Annotated in this window: 16 protein-coding genes; 4 read left to right on the plus strand and 12 right to left on the minus strand. The window is 68.7% G+C overall.

The genetic code is table 11. From position 1 onward, the window contains the following. Nucleotides 1–867, plus strand: coding sequence for an alpha/beta fold hydrolase (locus VUN84_11790; GenBank protein ID XAS62995.1), 867 nt, complete (start codon nucleotides 1–3; stop codon nucleotides 865–867). On the opposite strand, the gene VUN84_11795 is transcribed toward VUN84_11790, so the two are convergent. Continuing rightward, the gene (locus VUN84_11795; GenBank protein XAS62996.1) at nucleotides 864–1382 is read right to left on the minus strand and encodes a hypothetical protein; all 519 of its coding nucleotides are present in this window, start codon (nucleotides 1380–1382) and stop codon (nucleotides 864–866) included. The two genes, VUN84_11790 and VUN84_11795, sit on opposite strands and share 4 nt — an antisense overlap. A 126-nt stretch (nucleotides 1383–1508) precedes the next feature. Beyond that, nucleotides 1509–2864 carry an MFS transporter gene (locus tag VUN84_11800; GenBank protein ID XAS62997.1) on the minus strand — a complete coding sequence of 452 codons (1356 nt, stop codon included), beginning with the start codon at nucleotides 2862–2864 and terminating at the stop codon, nucleotides 1509–1511. A gap of 329 nt (nucleotides 2865–3193) precedes the next feature. Between VUN84_11800 and VUN84_11805 the strand changes: the two genes are divergently transcribed. Continuing rightward, nucleotides 3194–3910 (plus strand): helix-turn-helix domain-containing protein, encoded by a 717-nt coding sequence (locus VUN84_11805; protein XAS62998.1) that lies wholly within the window; start codon nucleotides 3194–3196, stop codon nucleotides 3908–3910. Here VUN84_11805 and VUN84_11810 read toward each other — a convergent pair. From VUN84_11810 to VUN84_11825, 4 genes are all read right to left on the minus strand, one after another. Next, nucleotides 3907–5250, minus strand: a complete 1344-nt coding sequence (locus tag VUN84_11810) for an MFS transporter (protein ID XAS62999.1) — start codon at nucleotides 5248–5250, stop codon at nucleotides 3907–3909. The genes VUN84_11805 and VUN84_11810 overlap by 4 nt on opposite strands. A gap of 136 nt (nucleotides 5251–5386) precedes the next feature. Further along, complete coding sequence (locus VUN84_11815) at nucleotides 5387–8491, minus strand: SMC family ATPase (GenBank protein XAS63000.1); 3105 nt, start codon at nucleotides 8489–8491, stop codon at nucleotides 5387–5389. Next, nucleotides 8488–9675: an exonuclease SbcCD subunit D gene (locus VUN84_11820; GenBank protein ID XAS63001.1), complete on the minus strand. Its 1188-nt coding sequence runs from the start codon at nucleotides 9673–9675 to the stop codon at nucleotides 8488–8490. Before VUN84_11820 ends, VUN84_11815 begins: the two co-directional genes overlap by 4 nt. Before the next feature lie 55 nt (nucleotides 9676–9730). After that, entirely contained in the window at nucleotides 9731–10669 is a 939-nt protein-coding gene (locus tag VUN84_11825; protein XAS63002.1) for an aquaporin, read from the minus strand. A 154-nt stretch (nucleotides 10670–10823) separates the two neighbouring features. On the opposite strand from VUN84_11825, the gene VUN84_11830 reads away from it, so the two are divergent. Beyond that, nucleotides 10824–11936 (plus strand): ADP-ribosylglycohydrolase family protein, encoded by a 1113-nt coding sequence (locus VUN84_11830; protein ID XAS63003.1) that lies wholly within the window; start codon nucleotides 10824–10826, stop codon nucleotides 11934–11936. A 27-nt stretch (nucleotides 11937–11963) separates the two neighbouring features. Here the strand turns inward: VUN84_11830 and VUN84_11835 are convergent, their stop codons facing one another. Next, nucleotides 11964–12512 carry a DUF4395 domain-containing protein gene (locus tag VUN84_11835; GenBank protein ID XAS63004.1) on the minus strand — a complete coding sequence of 183 codons (549 nt, stop codon included), beginning with the start codon at nucleotides 12510–12512 and terminating at the stop codon, nucleotides 11964–11966. 67 nt (nucleotides 12513–12579) lie between these two features. Continuing rightward, nucleotides 12580–13599, minus strand: coding sequence for an exonuclease domain-containing protein (locus tag VUN84_11840; GenBank protein XAS63005.1), 1020 nt, complete (start codon nucleotides 13597–13599; stop codon nucleotides 12580–12582). A gap of 161 nt (nucleotides 13600–13760) precedes the next feature. Between VUN84_11840 and VUN84_11845 the strand changes: the two genes are divergently transcribed. Beyond that, entirely contained in the window at nucleotides 13761–14528 is a 768-nt protein-coding gene (locus VUN84_11845) for a VTT domain-containing protein (protein ID XAS65841.1), read from the plus strand. Between the two features lie 121 nt (nucleotides 14529–14649). On the opposite strand, the gene rdgB is transcribed toward VUN84_11845, so the two are convergent. Genes rdgB through murI form a run of 4 tightly spaced genes read right to left on the minus strand, consistent with a single transcriptional unit; the run spans nucleotide 14650 to nucleotide 17952 of the window. Further along, nucleotides 14650–15327: an RdgB/HAM1 family non-canonical purine NTP pyrophosphatase gene (gene rdgB / locus VUN84_11850; GenBank protein ID XAS63006.1), complete on the minus strand. Its 678-nt coding sequence runs from the start codon at nucleotides 15325–15327 to the stop codon at nucleotides 14650–14652. Then, nucleotides 15324–16082 carry a ribonuclease PH gene (gene rph / locus VUN84_11855; GenBank protein XAS63007.1) on the minus strand — a complete coding sequence of 253 codons (759 nt, stop codon included), beginning with the start codon at nucleotides 16080–16082 and terminating at the stop codon, nucleotides 15324–15326. The genes rdgB and rph overlap by 4 nt, the downstream gene beginning before the upstream one ends. Before the next feature lie 59 nt (nucleotides 16083–16141). Beyond that, complete coding sequence (locus VUN84_11860; GenBank protein XAS63008.1) at nucleotides 16142–16939, minus strand: MBL fold metallo-hydrolase; 798 nt, start codon at nucleotides 16937–16939, stop codon at nucleotides 16142–16144. Next, nucleotides 16936–17952, minus strand: coding sequence for a glutamate racemase (gene murI / locus VUN84_11865; GenBank protein XAS63009.1), 1017 nt, complete (start codon nucleotides 17950–17952; stop codon nucleotides 16936–16938). The genes VUN84_11860 and murI overlap by 4 nt, the downstream gene beginning before the upstream one ends. Nucleotides 17953–18112 lie beyond the last annotated feature (160 nt).

Below are 18112 nucleotides of genomic sequence, written 5' to 3' on the forward strand. Positions count from 1 at the left end.
ATGAGCGGCAGACACAGCGGCCAGCAGCACTCCCACACCGTCGAAGGGACCGACCCGCAGCTGGATGTCGGGGTGCATGAGCCGGCGGCCGACGCCGGGCTGCGGCCGGTGCTGCTGCTGCACGGCTTCTCTTCCTCCACCAAGCTCAACTGGGAGGACACCGGCTGGCTGACTGCCCTGCTGGAAGCCGGCCGCCGTGTCATCACGGTGGACCTGCCCGGCCACGGCCTCAGCGGATCCCCCGAGGACCAGGATTCCTACGCCCCCAGCCGGATCCGCGCGGATCTGCTGCAAATCGCGTTCGACGCCGGCGTGCGCCCCCTGCGCGACGGGGACCCGGCCAGCGGGCTGGACCTGATTGGTTACTCGCTCGGTTCCCGGCTCGCCTGGGAATTCGGCGCCACCCAGCATGAGCTGGTACACCGGATGGTCCTGGGCGGTCCGAACGTTTCCGATCCGCTGGCCGACTTCGATCTGGTGGCTGCGCAGCGCTACCTTGCCGACGGCACGCCGATCGGCGATGCGTCAACCGCCGGGCTGCTGAGGATGGCCCAGATGCTGCCGAGCAACAACATCTTCTCGCTGCTGTCCCTCGTGGAGGCCATCAAGAGTGAGCCGTTCGATCCCGCCGAGGCCGTGCCGCGCATGCCCATGCTGCTGGTGGCTGGGGAAAAGGATGAGCGCGCGGCCTCGCTGCCGGAGCTCGCAGCGCTGGGCGCGAAGGCCGGCGCCCTCGTGGAGCAGCTGGTCCTGCCGGGCCGCAACCACACCAATGCGATCACCAGCCGCGCCTTCAAACAAGGTGCCGTCAGCTTCCTCGGCGTCCGGCCTCCCGCCGGCTCAGACCAACGCGGGTCCGGAGTCTAGTAGTCGACACCAGGTTTGGGCTTTCCCTCCATCTGGAAGCACGCCGAGGAGGACAGGACGTTGAGCGCGTTCCGCTCCGGGTTGAACTCGATCGCGTGCCTGTAGCCTTCCTCACTTACGATCACCAGTTCCGGGTCACCGTTGACGCTCGTCTTGTCCCTGACGGTCCAGCCGCTCCTTGCGGACCAGTCAGCTTTGATCTGCTCCAGCAACGCCGCGCCGTCGGCGCCTTCGCTGAGGACAACATCCAGGGTGCCCGGCCAGTAATAGCCGCCGGCCTCACATTCGAAGAGGGCGCGGGAGGTCGCGGTTTGCTTCGTCCTCGATACGGCTGCCGGCGGGACCACCAACAGCAGTTCGTCCTGCTGGCTGCGGGTGGACTGTTTCGCGGTGTCAAGATCCATGCCGGGGTTCCGCGGTGCGGCGGCGGGTGGAGCACAGGCCGCCAGCGCGCCCGCCAGGCAGGAGACGGCGATGGCTGCAGGCAGGCGGGTGAGCAGCGTGGTGACGGTCAATGTCGGCTCCCAAAGATCGTGCGCGGTGTCCGCGCGGGCCTCCCGGTTCGGGGCAGGCGCGTTGGCTTAAAGGCAAGAGGGACGCGGACCTTTCGGCCCGCGCCCCTCCAACGTCTCAGTTGCTTTTTAGTGCCTTGCGGCTTCCGCCGGCGCGTGGTGAACGACGCCGAGCGGGCGGCCCTTGGTTTCCCCGGCCAGGAGAACGCCGACCGCGGAGATGACGCAGAGGATCATGATGTAAATGCCGATCGATCCGGTCCAGCCGGTGCCCTGCAGCAGGAGCTCCGCGATGGTTGCCGCGAACGCACCGCCCAGAATGGCGCCGAAGGCGTAGCCGATCGAGATCCCCGAGTAGCGCACGTTCGCCGGGAACATCTCGGCGTACATCGCGGACATCGGGCCGTAGGACAGGCCCAGGCCAATGGTCAGGACGAAGAGCGCGACGCCGTAGAGGACGATGTTCTTGGTGTCGATCAGCGCGAACATCGGAATCATCCAGACGAAGACGATGCCGTAGCCGATCAGGAACGTCTTGACCCGGCCGATCTTGTCAGAGAGCCAGCCGCCGACGAGGGTGAAGATCAACCAGCCGAAGGATGCCAGCGTGGTGGCGAGCAGGATCTGCGGGGTGGGCATCTTCAGGGTCTTGGTGGCGTAGGAGATGAAGAACGCGATCAGCAAGTAGCCGGCGGCATTGTTGCCAATGAAGATCATCGTCGAGTAGAGGACGGCCTTCTTGTGCTTGCGGATGAGCTCGCCCAGCGGCGCCCTGCTCTCTTCCTTGCGTTCCTGCATTTCCTTGAAGACGGGACTCTCGGCAACGGCCCGTCGGATCAGGTAGCCGACCACGATCAGGACGATGGACAGCAGGAACGGCACCCGCCAGCCCCAGGAAGCGAAGTCCTCCTTGGACATTCCGGTATTGAGGAAGTACAGCAGGCCGGTGGCGAGGATCATGCCCACCGGCACACCGATCTGCGGATACGCGCCGAACAGGCCGCGCCTGCTCATGGGCGCGTGCTCGACGGCCATGAGTGCGGCACCGCCCCACTCACCGCCGGCCGAGAAGCCCTGGATCACACGGAGCAGGATCAGCAGCACGGGAGCCCAGACGCCGATTTGGGCGTAGGTGGGCAGCATGCCGATCAGCGCCGTGGCGGCACCCATCATCACGAGGGTGAAGACGAGCATGGCCTTGCGGCCGAGACGGTCGCCCAGGTGGCCGGCCACGATGGCACCGAGCGGGCGGAACAGGAAGCTGATGCCGATGAGGGCAAAGGACAGGACCTGCGCCAGGCCCGGATTGGAGGCGTTCAGCGGTGCCAGGAACAGCGGCGAGAGCAACGTTGCCGTGAGCTGGGCGAAAATGAAGAAGTCGTACCACTCGATGGTGGTTCCCACCAGGGTGCCCGCGAGGACTTTGCGTTCCTCATGCTTACTGCTGGGGCCCGCCTCTGTATCGACACGTGAAGTTGCGGTCATTGGAACTCCGTTGCTGGGGGCAGAGGTGCTGCCCGGGGTGGGTGCGAGAGAATAACTGATTGCCTCTGGAATTACTGATCGAACGGTCAGTTAGTATTCAGAATACTACTATGAAATATGCGCCAGGTCACACCTTTTAGAAAAAAGGCATCCCGCCTTGACTGCAGAGTGCCTGCTTTGACAGCGGCGGGAGCCATAAAGTTCTATAATTGAACACAATGTTCACATATGGAACGCTAGCGTAGTGTGAGGCAGAGCACAAGGAAAGCCGGCACTTTCCCGCTGTTCCGCCGCCCGCACCCGGGGCGCAGCACACTTAGGATGGACCAATGACTCCGACCGCCGGCAGCGCCCAGGCTTCCCCGTCCCAGACGTTGTCGCGCGGGATCCGCGCCCTGGAGATTCTGGCCGACGCCCCGAACCCGCTGACCATCGCCGAGCTTGCCGACGCGATGGGGGTGCACCGCTCGGTGGCGTACCGCATTCTGCGCACCCTGGAAGACCACTCCCTGCTGGTGCGCGACGACGGCGGCCGGGTCCAGCCCGGCCCGGGCCTTGCCGTCCTGGCCCGGGGAGTATCGCGGAACCTGCAGACGGCAGCGCTGCCGGAACTCACCCTGCTCGCGAATTCGTTGGCGATGAGCGCCTTCGTGGCCGTCTGGGACCATGAGGAGTGCGTCACCCTGGTGACCGTGGACCCGCGGCACACCGGGGCCGCCGTCGTCCAGCATCCCGGGTCCCGGCACCCCATCAGCGCCGGCGCGCCCGGCATTGCGATCCAGTCTGCACTGACCGAGGAGGAATGGTCCGTGGCCGCACCCGGCATTCCGTACCGCGCCGAAGCAGCCGAGGCGCGCCGCCGGGGCTACGCTGCCAGCCACGACGAGGTCCTCGCCAACGTTTCCTCGCTCGCCGTTCCCATCCGGGTTCCCGGCGGGCGGCCGGCGGCCCTCGCCGTCGTTTATCTGCGTGCCGCCCAGGATCCCGGCGAAGTCGCAGCAGCCCTTGCCGCCAGTGCCGGGCGGATCGAGAGCCAGCTGGGCTAACCGGCGCCCGCGGCCCCGTTGCGCCGCCGGATCACGACGGCGGCTGCCGCGCCCAGTAGGAACAGCGCCGCTGCGGCGCACACGGGCACCACGAAGGCGGCAGAATATCCATGGTTCTGGGCCAGTTGCCCCGCGATCGAGGAGCCGACAGCTGTACCTGCCACGATGCCGCTGGCCAGAGCTGTCATGACAGTGCCGAGCTTCCCGGCCGGGGCGACGAGCCCGCCAATCGCGAACACCGTCACCATCAGCGGCCCGACCGGCAGACCAAGGACCAGCAGCACAACGATCATGGGAAGGGCCGACGAGGGCAGCAACAGCAGCAACGCCAGTCCTGTCATCAGCGCGGCGCAGGCGAGCCAGCGGACGTTCGCCGTGAACCGGGCCGGCCAGTACGCCACCGACAGGGCCGCAGCCGCGGAGCTCAGGCCCATCACCGCGTAGAGGAGTCCGGCCAGCTCGGAGGTGGCAAAACTGGCGGAGAAGGAACTCAGCGCGGTCTGCGTGGCGCCGAAAAACGTTCCCATGCAGACCATGGCCAGCACCGGAAGTGCCACGGCGGCAACGGCACCGATCCGCTGCCCGGCCGGCTGCGAAGCCCGGAGCAGCTTCGCTTGGGCGGCGCTTGCCGGAGTCCGCGCCGGCGTCCGCTCCACGGCGGAATGCGTGGGATGCACGGCGAAGGCCGGAACGAGGGTGAGGGTCAGCGCCGCCGCGAGGGCGAGCGGCAGCCAGGGCGCGATCAGGCTGGCGAGGATGCCCACCAGCGCCGGGCCCAGGACGAACGTCAGCTCATCGGCAGTGCTTTCGTAGGACAACGCCGTGTCCAGGTCTGCGGAATTGGCATCGCGTCCGCCCCGGGATGTCAGGGCCATCCAGCGGACCCGGGCGAGCGGCCCCACCTGAGGGCAGCTTGCGCCGGCGACGAAGGCGGCCGCGAGGACGGGAAGAGCAGCGCTGAGGTCCTGCCCGCCGGGAATCAGGTAGACGCTGAGGATCAGGGCGACCACCGCGACAGCGTTGAACACGGCGGCGAACACCAGGACCGGACGCTGGCCGCGGCGGTCCGCGAGCGCACCCAAAACGGGCGCACCGAGTGCCGATCCGATGCCCACCGCGCCGGCGGAGACGCCGCCGACGGCGTAGGAGCCGGTGACGGCCGTAACCAGGGTGAGGGCGCCGACGGTCAGCATGGCCAGCGGGAGGCGGGCGAAGAGTCCGAGCGGGATGAAGCCTCTCCCGGCGAGGAGCGGCAAGCGGGCGTAGCGGCCGCGGGCAGGAGTTTGAACAAGGTGGGGCGCCGCGGAGGTGGGCGCCTGGGAAGGAGTGGGAAGAGTCATGATTCCGGGTTCGTTCAAGGGTGCGCATCGTCCCTCCTCCCGATGCGCGCGACCCGGTAACAGCTCAAGTGTATCTGCCTCCGGGTCCTCCTTCGCGGCCCGGCTGCGCTGCGGCACCCGGGTTCGCGGAGGCGTCTCAGGCCCGGGCGTCGTCCGAGATGTGCAGGGTGGAACCGTTGCGTCCCTTGACCACCTGGAGCTGGGTGCTGATGCGCTGTTTCATCTCTCCCACGTGGCTCACCAGCCCAACCACGCGTCCGCCGTCCCGCAGGCCCTCGAGGGCATCCATGACCTGTTCGAGCGCCTGTTCATCGAGGCTGCCAAATCCCTCGTCGACGAACAGCGTTTCGATGTCCACGCCGCCTGATTCCTGCTGCACGACGTCGGCGAGGCCAAGGGCCAGCGCCAGCGACGCCATGAACGACTCGCCTCCGGAGAGGGTCGCGGTGTCACGACGCTGCCCGGTCCACTGGTCCACGACCTCCAGCCCCAGCCCAGACTTCTGACCGCGGGCTGCCTTGGCATCGGTGTGCTGCAACGTATAACGTCCGTCGCTCATGCCGATAAGGCGCTCCGAAGCTGCCACCGCCACCTGTTCGAGCCGGGCGGCGAGAACGTAACTGTTCAGGCTCATGCGGTAGGTGTTCTCGCCCGCACCACGGGCGGCGTCGGCGACGGCGGCCAGCAGTGCCGCCCGTTCCCGCGGTTCCCGTCCTGCCGCCGCCAGCTGCGCGTAGTTGGCGGTAATGGAGCCGAGGGTCCGAACTGTTTTTTCCGCGAGGCCGGCCGCGAGTTCTGCGTCCCGCGCCGAGCGTTCCGCAGCCACGGCGTCCGCGCGGAGCTGGTCCACGAGGTCTGCCACGAAGGGCCCGGCGGTGTCCCGTTCCTTTGCCGCCAGGACCAGGTCCTCGCTGGCGAACAGTTCTTCGATCCGGGCGGCCTCGTCCTGCGCTGAGCGGATGGCAGCTTCGAGAGCCGCCGCTTCGGGGGACGGAAGCAGGACGGCCCGGGCAGCGTCCGCGGACTCGAAGCCGGCGCCGGGAAGCGCCAGCTCCAGGTGTTGCCGGGCTTCGAAGGAGCGGGCGGTGGCCTGCTCCAGCCGGGTCCGGGCCTCGTCCGCGTGTTCCAGCACGGCAGTGGTCGCCTCCAAGGCCATGATGCGGGCTGCCAGGACCGGATGGCCGGCCCGGAGCTTATCGAGGGCCAGTTCCAGGGACTCGGCCTGTTCCCGGACTTCCGCGAGGGTCGATCCGGTCTGGGCGATACCGGAAGCCGCAGCCACCAGGCCCTGCTCCGCGCCCTTGATCTCTTCCTCCAGCTGGGCATGCCGTGCACGGTTGCCGACGAGGTCGGTCGCCGCGCGGCGCGCTTCCGCGGCACGTTCCTTGGCCAGAGCCGCCTCGTGCGCAGCGTCCTCGGACGCGGTGTCGCCACCCTGGGCCGCCAGCACGGCGATGCGCTGCTGGGCCTCGGACAGTTCGCGTTCCAGCGCGGCCAGGGCCGTTTCCGCCAGCTCGCAGGCGTGCTGCGCGGTTGCTTCGGCTTCTGCCACGGTCAGGGCAGAAGCCGCGGCCGGGGCGGGCGCCGGATGGTCGGGGCTGCCGCACACCGAACACGGGATGCCGGGCAGCAATTGCGATGCCAGCTCCGCGGCTGCGTTGGCCAGCCGTTCCTCGCGCAGGTCCAGCCAGCGCTGGCGAAGGTTTTGGTAATTCGTCCGGGCGGCACCATGGCGTTCCGCGACGGCCGACCAGGCCGTCAAGGCGTCAGCGTGTCGCCGGACCAGGACAAGCAGCTCCTCGGCGTCGGCAGCTTCCTTGGTCCGCATCTGCTCCTCGCTGGCCAGTTCTTCGAGCGGGCGAAGTCCTGCGAGCAGGCTTTCCGATTCGTGGCGCAGCACGGCCAGGGCGGCAGTTCCGGACGCGTGCTGGTCCTCCAGATGGGCCAGGTCGAGACGAAGCTGCGTGCTGCGGCCACGGAACCCGGCAAGCCTGGCCTCGTCCGGGAGTCGCTCCTCCAGCACCGCCCGTAGGGAGCGCAGTCCCCGCAACGCAGCGCCCAGGGCGCCGGAGTCCACACCGGTGCCGTCTCCGGGGACCAGACTGCCTGGGCTGCCGCCGGCCGCGGCTCCCGGCCCGGCGTCCCCCGTTCCGCCTTGCAGTACCGCGAGTTCAGGGTCTGTGTGCGCCGCGGTCTGTACTTCCTCCGCGGCAGCAGCCATGGCGGTGGCTGCTGCCTCCTCGGCTGCTCCGGCACTGTCCACGGCCTGCAGTTGGCCGCCAAGAACTTCGGCCTGGCGGTGCAGGCCCAGCTGCCGGATCCGGGTGGCCGTGGCGGGGGCCGCAGCCTCCGCCGTGGAGCGCCGGATTTCGGCCGCGGCAAGCCTGCCCACCCGTGCGGCGCGGGCCGTCGCGGCCTCACTGGCGGACAGGCGGTCGGCGCGCACCCCGTCCGCTTCGGCCGCCGCAGCCCGCAACTGCTCAGCGGCGCCAGCTGCTTGCGCTTGCAGCCGGGTCAAAAACAGGTCCGGATCCGCCTTGTCCGGAGCGCCCTCCGTGGCCAACTCCAGCGGGGCAGTTTCGGCCTCCGCCTGGGCGAGGAGGAGTTCCAGCTGCGCATTAATGGTGGCGACCTCGGCCCGGGCTGCCTGCGCTTTCCGGACCAGCTCCTGTTCCACGGCTTCGAAACGCTGGGTACCAAACAGGCTCTGGAGCAATTCGAGGCGGTCGGTGGCTTTGGAGCGCAGGAAGGCGGCGAAGTCGCCCTGCGGCAGCATCACCACCCGGGTGAACTGTTCCCGGTTCATGCCCAGGACGTCGGCGATCTCAGCGCCGGCCTCGTCGTTGCGTCCGGACTTCTCAATCCATTGCCCGTCCACACGTTCCCGGAGCAGCGTATTGGCCTGCTGGACGGTGAAGCCGTTCTTGCCCCGGGCACTGGGCTTGTCCCACGCCGGCGAGCGGGAGACCTCGAAGTGCCGCCCCCGGGCGGAGAATTCACACGTGACCCGGGGTTCCGCAGCGGCCTCGGCGTGGTCGCTGCGCAGCCGTTTGCCATCCTGCCGCGCGCCGGGCACCGAACCGTAGAGTGCAAAGCAGATGGCATCCAGGACGCTGGTTTTACCGGCTCCCGTCGGACCGTTCAACAGGAACAGGCCGTGGGCGCTGAGCCGGTCAAAATCGATGTGCTCGGTGGCGGCGAACGGACCAAACGCGGAAATCCCGAGACGGTGGATTCTCACAGGGACATTCCTTCCAGGCGCACGGAGTCCAGGGCTTCGGCGAGGACTGCGGCCTCATCAGCGCCGGCTGCACGGCCACGGACGTGTTCCAGGAAGCCGCAGCACACGGAGAGGTCGTCCTGGGCTGCGGCGAGCCTGCTGCTGTAGCTCATTTTCGCGGCGGCCCCGGCGCCTTCGGGATCGAAGCCCAGCACCAGGGTGTCAGGGAACCGCGAGCGCAGCCTTTCCATGGCCTGCGCCGGGCGCTGGGCGTCGGTCAGGGTGATCTGGCAGTACGCGGTTTCGGCCCAGGCGTGGTCCTCGTCCGTGAGCAGTTGCTCCAGCTTGCCGCGCAACACGGCCAGCGTCCGGGGGGCCTTCCAAAGGACCTCGCGGATCCCGCCGACGCCGTCCGCATCGACGTCCAGGAGCCAGCTGCCCTTGCGGTGCTGCGCTTCGGAGAAAGAGTATGCGAGCGGCGATCCGGAGTACCGGACAGTGGGTGAGAGTAGCTGCCGGCCGTGCAGGTGGCCCAGTGCCGTGTAACTGAAGCCGTCAAACAAATCCAGCGGCACGGCGCCGACACCGCCGATGCTGAGGTCCCGTTCGCTGTCGGAGCTGATCCCGCCGCTGGCGAAGGTGTGGGCAAGCACCACGGAATGGACCGTACGGTTTGCGGCCCGGGCGGTAAGGTCGGCGCGGACGCGGGCGGTGGCGGCCCGCGTCACCTCAAAGTGGCTGGCGGTGTCGACCCCAAGCTGTTCGGCCACAAGCCGGGGTTCCAGCCAGGGAACGCCGTAGATGGCGAGCACAGGCCCGGTGTCGGCGTCGGCGTCCGTCCCGGCGTCGAGCGGCAGCAGCACGGGCTGGTCGAGGTCGGTGAGCCGGGTGCGCAGGTGCACTCCCCCGCGTTCGAGCAGCCGGGAGGCAAACCCCAACCGGATGGCGGAGTCATGGTTGCCGCTGGTCAGGACCACCCGGGCGCCGGCGCCGGTCAGACCGACCAGGGCGTCGTCGAGCAACCGGATGACGTCGACCCCGGGCAGCGCGCGGTCGTAGACGTCGCCAGCGATGAGGACGACGTCCACGGCCTCCTCACGGACGTAGGTAACGAGCTGGTCGATGAAGGAGCGCTGGGCATCAAGCATGCCGACGCCGTGGAAGGACCGGCCCAAGTGCCAGTCCGAGGTGTGCAATAACCGCATGCTTCTACGGTATCGGCTGCCACCGACAGGATTGCGGCACCGCTCCGGCGCACGGCTACTTGCCGCGATCTCCGCGCTCTCCATCGAAGAACGCCCGGGCCTCATCGCTGCCGGCCGCAGGCGCCGAAGTCTTCTCGGGCCCAATCCGTTCCACCCCGTCAACGGTGGCGACAATGTCCACGGCGTCGTCGTCGTCCAGCTCAACCGCACCGTCCGCGGGGGCGGCCGTGCCGGCCGGTGTCATCAGTGCAACCCCGCGGAACACGAGTCCGGCGAGTGCAGCGCCCACCAGCGGAGCGACCCAGAAGAGCCAGAGCTGGCCGAGCACGTCAGGGTTGCTGAAGATCGCCGACGCGGTGGCCCGCGCCGGATTGAAAGGAGCATTTCCGGGCGCCTGGCCGAGCTGCAGGAGCACCGCCGTGGCCAGGCCGACGGCGAACGGCGCCGCCAGCCGCGAAGGGTTCCGCTCCGAGGTAGTGCCCAGGTAGACGGCCACGAGGAGGCCTGCGCCGAGCACCTCGATGAGCAGCACCCCGGCCAGGGGGACCTGGATGACGGAGTTCTCACCGAAGCCGGCGGCGACTGTGTCAAAGGCGGTCCTGGAGTCGGCGATGCTGGGAATGGTGCGCACGATGCCGAAGAGGGTGACCGCGCCGAGCAGCGCACCGGCCACCTGGGCACTCACGTACGCCGCTGCGGCTACCGGGCGGATACGGCCTGCAACAGCGTTTCCCGCGGTCACCGCGGGATTGAAGTGGCCGCCAGACAGATATCCGAACGCCAACATCGCGGTGGTGACCGCGAGCCCTGCCGCGAGCGACGCCGACAAGGGATTCGACTGCGGAAGGGTGAAGAGCGGAACGCCCAGGCCCGCGACCACCACAAAGAACGTCCCGAGGGCTTCGGCGGACACCCTCCGCAGCAGCCCGGGCGCCGGTTCCAACGAAACGGCCGGCCGGTGGGACGGCTCAAGGACTGACGCGGGCGTTTGCATGGTCGGGAATTCCTTTGTTTGGGTCGGTTCGTTTGGGTCGGCTGGTTGGGGTCGGCTGCTGGGGATCAGCGAGCAGTCTGTCAGCGGAATCTGGACGTTCGCTGGACTTGCGCCATGCTGGGGCCGGAAACGGGGCGGGGTAAAATTCTCTGTCATGAGCACTGAGCCCGCCCGCCCCGCCGCCTCGGCGCCCGGCCCGTCGCACGCCTCCCGGATCCATGGCTGCCTGCTGGGCGGCGCCCTCGGCGATTCGCTGGGCTACGCCGTCGAATCCGAGGACATTGCCACCATCCGTGGCGCGTTCGGTAAGGACGGGCTTCGGGATTTCGCCGCGCTCGACGGCGGCAGTTCGATTTCCGACGGCACGCAACTCACGCTGTATACCGTGGACGGGCTGCTGGAGGCGCTGGAATGGGCCAACTCGGGGGTAGCCGCGGACACGAACGCGTGCTTGTGGCTGGCGTACCTGCGCTGGTTCGCCACCCAGGGTACGCCGGTTCCGGAGGCGGCACCGTTCCAGCCGCCGCGCTGGATCGACTCCCACGGCGTCCTGAAACACCGCCGCGCGCCCGAGCAGGCCTGCCTGAGCGGTCTGGCGACCGGGGCGATGGGCACCTACTTCCGGCCGGTCAACCCCGAATCGAACGGCCCCGGAACGGTGATGCGGTCCGCGCCCTTCGGCCTGATCCCCTACATCGCCGCCGCCGAGGTCTACAAGCTCAGCGCCGACGCGGCCTCGTTAACCCACGGGCACCCCGCAGCGCGGCAGGGCGCCGGCGTCTTCAGCCTCGTCATCCACGCCCTGGTGGCCGGCCAAGGGCTGCGCCCGGCGGCGGAATACGCACTCGGGCAGCTAAACGCCGGCATGCTGCGCAAAGACGAAACAGTTGCCCCGGTCCTCGTCGCACGGCTGGACACCGCCCTCCGGCTCAGCGCCGAGGGCACGCTGCTGGAACCCGAGGACCTGGTCCGGGAACTCGGTGAGGGCCAAAGCGCGGAGGAGGCCCTCGCCGTCGCCCTCTACGCAGTGCTCGCCACCGAGCCGGACCGTGCGGCGCACCCGGGCCCGGAACAGCACTTCCGGGCGGCGATCGCCGTCGCGGTCAATCACAGCGGGAACAGCGGCTCCACCGCGTCGATGGCAGGAAACATCCTGGGAACGTTCTACGGCGAGGACTGCCTGCCGGCGGGGTGGCTGGAGCAGCTTGAAGCACCGGAGGTCATCCGTGGCATGGCCTCCCGCCTGGCGGCCGTCACGGGCGCCTGACCCGGGACCGGCGGGCACCTGCGGTGCCTACGCGCGGCGGACTGAAATGTTGTTGCAGGCCTCGCACACGTCCTCGGGGATCAGGCCGCGGCGCTGCAGGAACCCAAAGACGGCGCAGCCCAGGCAAAATCCTGCGAACGCTTCCAGGGAGGCCGCCACGATCAGGACCGTCAGCAAAATCCAGGCTGCGGGTCCCAGCCCGGCGGCCAGCAGGACGGCGGCGGCGGTGGACAGCGCAGCCCCGATGCCCTGGGCGAAGCGTTTCGGCGGACCCGGAACCAGCCGGGTCTTGCCCAGCCGCGGCGTGAGGACTTTGACGGACAGCTGGGCGAGGGGCGAGATCCGCGGGCCGAACAGCACGCGCAGCCAGAACCCGGCGGCAATGCCGGCCAGGCCCCAGCCGAAGCCGGTGAGCAGGGTCAGCACCGACACCAGCACCACCAGCGCCGCCGTGACCCGGGCCGCATATTCATTGACCGGGTTGGGAAACGCGAAGACCGTCCGCCAGGTGGGTGCGCCGCGCGCGGTGGTTCCGGGTGCCGGCGGCGCGGCGGTCGGCGCAGTCAAATTCCTCATTGTTCAAGGCTAGGAGCGGCGCTGCCGCCCGCGAAAATCTTGTTGCGCAGTATGACCGGCAGCAGGGTCAGGAAATCGCGGCGGAGGCCACGTGGCCGCCGACCATCTGCAGGAACTCGCCCTCGGAGAGGACCTCGATCCGCTGGCCGCGCTCGTGCAGTTCCAGCACCCGGCGCGCTTTGCCGGTGAGCCTGCCGGAGCGCAGGTCGGCGGCGTCGAACCCGTCTCCCACCACCAGGACGGTGGTGCGGGCGGTGACGCGGCTCTCGGGCCGTGCCCCGTGCTCGGCGGAACGGACCTTGGCCTCGGGACGGGGTATGGCGAGTTCTCCGGTGAACACCACGGTCTGGCCGAACAGGGGGTGGCCGGCCTCGGCGAGAAGGTTCGGCGGCGGGTTGGCGCCCTCTTCCGGCCAGCCGGGCAGGTAGGCCCGCACGGCGGCCGCCGCGGAGGGACCTGCCGCCAAGGCGTCGAGGGCTGACTGGCTGGCTTTGGAAAGGGGATCTCGCAGCGGGTGAAAGGCCTCCTGCCGGGACACCGCCAGACCCAGGGAAAGGTACAGCTCGGCGATGCTGGCGGCGCCGTTGCGGGCGGCGATATCGATCAGGATGCCGGCGCAGGCGCGGGCATCCTCGGCGGCGTCGTGGTGGTTGACCAGCGGCACGCCGGCCTCCTGGGCCGCGTACGGCAGGGAATTGGACACCAGCGAATAGCAGCGGCGGGACAGCATCACCGTGCAGACATAGTCATACGCCGGGCCGGGCAGGCCGGATACTTCCAGGCCGGAACGGATCACCCCGAGGTCGAAGGCGGCGTTGTGGGCGGCCAGCACGTCTCCGCCGATGAACGCCCCGATCTCCGGGAAGAGCTCCCCGAAGCGCGGCAGCCCGGCCACTTGCTCGGGCCGGATGCCGTGGATCCGTACGTTGTGGTGGTCAAAGCGGTCATGGTTTTGCGGCGGCCGCATCAGCCACGACGCTTCCTCAACCACGACACCGCCACGCACCTTGCTGAGCCCAACCGCACACGGTGAACCACGGAAGCCATTCGCGGTCTCAAAGTCGATCGCTGTAAAGTCCAAACCCACGCTCCAACATTACCGCCGGCTCAGGGCCTTACCGGTACCGGACGCGGCCGTGGCTGAGGCGGCCGTGTGACTTTTGCCAGGACTGTCTTGCAGCAGGCCTTGCCGCCCGCCCGCGCCCGACGTCGGGGGTCAAGTACCCTTGTCTGGTGAACCTTTTAGCTTTGAATGACCTCGCCGTGTCCACGCTCGGCGGTGCAGGCCCGGTGCAGCCGCAGCTTGCCTCGTTCCTGCCCGACTGGCTGAACCCCCAGGTCTTCCTGGCCGATCCGGCCCTGGCGCCGTGGGTGGTACTGCTGGTCTGCGGCATCATCTTCGCCGAAACGGGCCTGCTGATCGGCTTCTTCCTGCCGGGCGACTCCATGTTGTTCACGGCCGGTCTCCTGGTGGCCACGGGAACCATCAAGGTCAATCTCTGGGCCTTCGTGGTGATGATCATCATTTCGGCAATCGTTGGTAACCAGGTCGGATACCTGATTGGTTCCAAAGCGGGCCCGGCGATCTTCAACAAGCCCAATTCCAAGCTCTTCAAGCGCGAGAACGTCGAGAGCGCCCATGCGTTCTTCGAAAAGCACGGCGGCAAGGCCTTGATCCTGGCCCGCTTCGTGCCGATCATCCGGACGTTCGTCCCGGTGATCGTGGGCGTCGCCCAGATGAGCAAGCGCAAGTTCTTCGTGTTCAATGTGATCGGCGCCGTGCTGTGGGGTGGCGGCGTGACCCTGCTGGGCTTCCTGCTGGGCGACACCTTTCCCTGGGTCCGCGAGAACCTCGACATCATCTTCATCGCCATCGTCCTGGTGTCGGTGGTTCCGATCGCCATCGAGGTGGTCCGCGGCTTTGTGGCCAAGCGCCAGTCCGAGAAGTACGGCACCGACATCGTCGAGGAATTCATCGAGGAGCACGAACCCGAAGAAGACCGCAAGACGCCGTAAGCCCTGTTCCGGCCCGGCAGCACGGACCGGCGGCACGGATCAAGAGCGCAAGCAGAAGGCGCCCCACACTGTGGGGCGCCTTCTGCCGTATCAGCGTGCCCTCAGAACCCCGAGGGCCAGGCTACTTCCCGGCGAGCGCCGCGACGACGGCGGGGAGCAGCGCCCGGAACGCGTGTCCGCGGTGGCTGATCGCGTTCTTCTCCGCCGGGCTCAGCTCGGCGCAGCTGCGGTCCAGCCCGGTGGGCTGCAGCACGGGGTCGTAGCCGAAGCCGCCGGCCCCGCGCGGTTCGCGCAGCAGTGTTCCCTCCAGCTGCCCGTATTCCACCACTTCCCGGCCTTCCCCCGCCGCGTTTGCCGGCACGGCCAGTGCCGCGGCGCAGACGAAGGCGGCACCGCGGTGCTCATCGGGGACGTCGGCAAGCTGGTCGAGCAGCAGCTGCAGATTGGCGGCGTCGTCCCCGTGGCGGCCGGCCCATCGGGCCGAGAAGATTCCCGGAGCGCCGCCGAGGACGTCGACGGCGAGCCCGGAGTCGTCGGCAATGGCCACCAGCCCGGTGGCTTCCGCCACTGCCCGCGCTTTCAGCAGCGAGTTCTCGGCGAAGGTCACCCCGGTCTCGGCGACGTCGGGGGCGCCGACGGAGCCCGCGTCCACCACCTGGGTGTCGACGTCGAGGCCGGGCACCTGCCCGCGCAGGAGTTCCCGGAGTTCCCGGACCTTGCCCTGGTTGTGGGTGGCGAGCACCAGCACCGGCGCCGGGCTGTGCGGCGCTGCAGCTTGCGGGGCGGCGTCTGCGGTCACGGAGCTTCGGCCAGGGTGTCGCGCTGGATGGCGGCGAGCTGCTCGGTCCCCAGCAGGGCCAGGTCCAGCAGTTTGTTGAGCTCAGCACGGTCAAAGGGGGCGCCTTCGGCGGTGCCCTGGACTTCAACGAACTTTCCGGAGCCCGTAACCACCACGTTCATATCGGTTTCCGCGCGGACGTCCTCGACGTACGGCAGGTCCAGCATCGGAATGCCGTCGATGATGCCGACCGAGACAGCGGCGATCGTGTCCGTGAGCGGCTGGGCGTTGCGGGCGATCATCTTGTTCTCGCGGGCGAAGCGGATGGCCTCGGCCAGCGCCACATAGGCGCCCGTGATCGCTGCGGTACGGGTGCCGCCGTCGGCCTGCAGGACATCGCAGTCCAGCACGATGGTGATTTCGCCGAGGGCCTTGGTGTCGATGATGGAGCGCAGGGACCGGCCGATCAGGCGGGAGATCTCGTGGGTGCGGCCACCCACCTTGCCCTTGACGGACTCACGGTCGGAGCGGGTGTTGGTGGCGCGCGGGAGCATGGCGTACTCGGCCGTGACCCAGCCGCGGCCTTCGCCCTTGAGCCAGCGCGGGACGCCCTCCGTGAGCGAGGCCGTGCACAGCACCCGGGTGTTGCCGAACTCGATCAGGGCCGATCCCTCGGCCTGCTTGGACCAGCCGCGGGTGATGCTGATCGGACGGAGCTGATCGGGGGTGCGGCCATCGGCGCGGATAACGGGGGCAGTAAGGGCTTCGGAAGTCATGCCCCTAGCTTATCGACCCTGGCCGGGCCGGCCGGGCACACCGTGCGGGCCGGGTCGGCTCAGATGGTGTAGTGCACTCCCGCTACGGCCACGGCCACGTGCTGTCCGAAGACTCCCCTGGCTTCGGCCATGACGGTGGTCGGGGACGTCCAGACCGGGATGTGCGTGAGCAGCAGCCGGCGGGCACCCGCGGCCACGGCGGCTTCCCCTGCACGCTTGCCGGTCAGGTGCACGTCCTTGATGCCGTCGTCGCGTCCTTCCTCGAAGGCCGCCTCGCACAGGAACAGGTCCGCGTCCCGGGCCGCGTCCTCCAGCCCGCCGCAGGAATCGGTGTCCCCCGAGTAACTCAACACCCGGGTGACGGGGTTGCCGTCCTTGTCCGGTTCGGTGACCTCGACGCGGAGCGCGTAGGCCTCCTCCACCGGATGGTTGACCGCATACGGCGTGACCGTGAACGGTCCCATGGTCACCGGTTTGCGCTCGGACCAGTTGCTAAAGTCGAATTCCTCATGCATGCCCGGCTCCAGCGCCAGGCCGTAGGCCGTAGCCATCCGGTCAGCGGTGGCGGCGGGCCCGCAGACCGGGATCCTGCCGCGACCCCAGCCGCCGGGTTTCCACCGCACTGCGACGTGGAGCCCGCACAGGTCCATGCAGTGGTCCGGATGCAGGTGGGTAAGGAAAATCCCGTCGATGTCCTCCAGGTCCGTGTAGCGCTGGATGGCGCCGAGCGCACCACTCCCGAGGTCCAGGACGATCTTCCAGTTCCGTTCGCCGTCGTAAGCGGTCAGCAGGTAGCACGACGCCGGCGAGCCGGGACCCGGAAAGGATCCGGTGCAGCCCACGATGGTCAGCTTCACAGCAGTGTTCCCCCGCCCGCGGATCCGCCCACGAAGTTGGAGATCCGCGGGCGGTGGGTGCCGGCCTGCGCGGCGGCCAGCATCTCCGGCGTGATCCTGGCCAGGCTCCCCGTGGGGTACTGCGCCGCGACGTGGTCCACGTGGCGGACGCTGAGCACTTCGGGGCCCAGGAAGCGGCGGGCCAGGTGCTCGAACTGTGCGGCGTCACCTGTGGCGATGAAGTTGTGGGAGGGAGCGGACGTGTCGGTCCGTTCCAGTCCCCGGGAGGCCAGAGCACGGTACACGTCTTTGGCCGTTTCCTCGGCGCTGGAGACCAGCGTGACGTCCTCCCCCAACACGAAGGAGATGACGCCGGTCAGCAGCGGATAGTGGGTGCAGCCCAGCACCACGGTGTCCACGCCGGCCGCCGTAAGCGGCGCGAGGTAGTCCCTGGCGACGGCGAGCAATTCGGGACCGGTGGTGATGCCGGCCTCCACGTAGGAGACGAAGGCGGGGCAGGCCACCGAAGTGATGTGCAGGTCCGGGGCGGCGGCGAAAGTGTCCTCGTACGCGCGGGAACCGATGGTGGCCGAGGTGCCGAGAACACCGACCCGGCCGGTGCGGGTCGAGGCGACGGCACGGCGGACAGCCGGCTGGATCACTTCGATGACGGGGATGCCATAACGGGCGGTGTAGCGCTCGCGGGCGTCCCGGAGCACAGCCGCGGATGCGGAATTGCATGCAATGGTCAGCAGCTTCACGCCGGAGTCCACCAGTTCATCCATCACGCCCAGGGCATTGGCCCGGACCTCGGCGATGGGAAGCGGACCGTAAGGGCCATGGGCGGTGTCGCCGACGTAGAGGATGGATTCGTTGGGCAGCTGGTCGATGATGGCCCGGGCCACGGTGAGTCCGCCGACGCCGGAATCGAAGACACCGATGGGCCGCGATCCCATCAGGCTGCTGGCGGTATTGCTCGCTGGGGAGTCCGCAACAGCACGCGCTGCCGGATCAATGCTCGATGCTGAAGTCATGATTATTCGAGGATAGGGCTAAGCAAAGGGCGCAGCCATCACATTGTGTCAAGCAACTCGTGTCTGATGGGTCACACCCGGGGGGCCCGCCCCGGGTACCAGGCGCCGGCGGCAGGCCGGGGCCGGCCGTTAACGATGCGCCGGCGTCATGTCGGTCCGG

It is taken from the genome of Micrococcaceae bacterium Sec5.8 (assembly GCA_039636775.1).
Classification (GTDB): Bacteria; Actinomycetota; Actinomycetes; order Actinomycetales; family Micrococcaceae; genus Arthrobacter.

Bases quoted from the DNA above. Each gene is read 5' to 3' on its own strand.
- VUN84_11790 (XAS62995.1), top strand. From the start codon at position 1: ATGAGCGGCAGACACAGCGGCCAGCAGCACTCCCACACCGTCGAAGGG.
- VUN84_11800 (XAS62997.1), bottom strand. From the start codon at position 2,864: ATGACCGCAACTTCACGTGTCGATACAGAGGCGGGCCCCAGCAGTAAG.
- VUN84_11805 (XAS62998.1), top strand. From the start codon at position 3,194: ATGACTCCGACCGCCGGCAGCGCCCAGGCTTCCCCGTCCCAGACGTTG.
- VUN84_11810 (XAS62999.1), bottom strand. From the start codon at position 5,250: ATGACTCTTCCCACTCCTTCCCAGGCGCCCACCTCCGCGGCGCCCCAC.
- VUN84_11820 (XAS63001.1), bottom strand. From the start codon at position 9,675: ATGCGGTTATTGCACACCTCGGACTGGCACTTGGGCCGGTCCTTCCAC.
- VUN84_11825 (XAS63002.1), bottom strand. From the start codon at position 10,669: ATGCAAACGCCCGCGTCAGTCCTTGAGCCGTCCCACCGGCCGGCCGTT.
- VUN84_11830 (XAS63003.1), top strand. From the start codon at position 10,824: ATGAGCACTGAGCCCGCCCGCCCCGCCGCCTCGGCGCCCGGCCCGTCG.
- VUN84_11835 (XAS63004.1), bottom strand. From the start codon at position 12,512: ATGAGGAATTTGACTGCGCCGACCGCCGCGCCGCCGGCACCCGGAACC.
- rph (XAS63007.1), bottom strand. From the start codon at position 16,082: ATGACTTCCGAAGCCCTTACTGCCCCCGTTATCCGCGCCGATGGCCGC.
- murI (XAS63009.1), bottom strand. From the start codon at position 17,952: ATGACTTCAGCATCGAGCATTGATCCGGCAGCGCGTGCTGTTGCGGAC.